Here is a 947-nt window from a genome sequence, read left to right as displayed (position 1 = left end):
ACAGGCCCCAAGAGCCTGGCGGGGACCTTCCCCGAGCCGCCCAAGCCGGGCAAGGGCGACCTGGAGCTGCTTTACCAGTACGCCAACAGCAAAGGCGTGAAGACCGGCGACTACAACGTGATCGACGCGCTGGGCAAATCGATCAAGGGCACGCTCGACACCGAGGGTTTCAACGCCGCCTCCGGCGCTGCCGCTGGCCCGCTGTGGGCCGACTTCGGCCTGGACCCGGCCGACACCTGGGCCGAGGCCAGTCACTTCGGGGCCAGTGCGTGGCCGATCACCCCCACGTTCGACGCCATCAACCCTGGCCAGCAATCGGTGGTCGGCGAGGTGCTGGGCGCGGCCAAGGATGGCCTGGAGCAAGGCAAGGCGCTGTTGCAACACGGCATGGACACAGGCAAAGGATTGGTACAGGACGCTATGGCACACGGAAAGACAATGGCCCAGGGCCTCATGGGCCCCGGTGGCCAGTCACTGATGGAAGACGGCAAGGCCCTGGCCGGCAGCGGCCTGCAACTGGCCAAGAGCGGCCAGGCTGCGATGCAGCAAGCGCAGCAGGTTGGCGCTGTACTCAAGGGCGAGCCCGCCGCCATGGCTCAGTTGGCCAGTAGCGTGGTGCCCGGCGCCGCACCGGCACTCCAGGCGGCCAAGGCCCTCAATACGCTGCCCAGCCTGGCGATGCCGACCCTGCCGAGCAACCCGGCCAAGGCCCTGCCGAGCCGCGAGGTGCTGGCATGAGCGAGTCCGCCAAACCCCGCGAACCCCAGGTCGCGGTCGCCCCGCTCAACACCCTCGACGCCAAGGACGTGGGCCGCGGCGCCGCCGAGTTCGATGCCTGGCTGCAATCGGTCAGCGGTGGTGTGGTCACCCTGGAGCGCATCAAGTCCGTGGCCGGCGCCTTGCCGGTAGTGGGCAACATCATGGCGCTGGTCGATGCGCTGGGCGAT

1 protein-coding gene and 1 pseudogene are annotated in these 947 nt (G+C 68.6%); both read left to right on the top strand.

Going from position 1 to position 947, the window contains the following annotated elements:
• Positions 1–738, top strand: a pseudogene (locus tag KUO17_RS26460) (type VI secretion system Vgr family protein); the annotation flags it as partial.
• On the top strand, positions 735–947 hold a 213-nt coding region (locus tag KUO17_RS26455; protein ID WP_217977403.1), incomplete at its 3' end, for a hypothetical protein. The pseudogene KUO17_RS26460 and the gene KUO17_RS26455, both read left to right, overlap by 4 nt.

This window comes from Pseudomonas aegrilactucae (genome assembly GCF_019168305.1).
Lineage (GTDB): Bacteria > Pseudomonadota > Gammaproteobacteria > Pseudomonadales > Pseudomonadaceae > Aquipseudomonas > Aquipseudomonas aegrilactucae.
The sequence above is the reverse complement of the archived record's forward strand: the minus strand, read 5'-3'. Positions and strand labels throughout refer to the sequence as shown.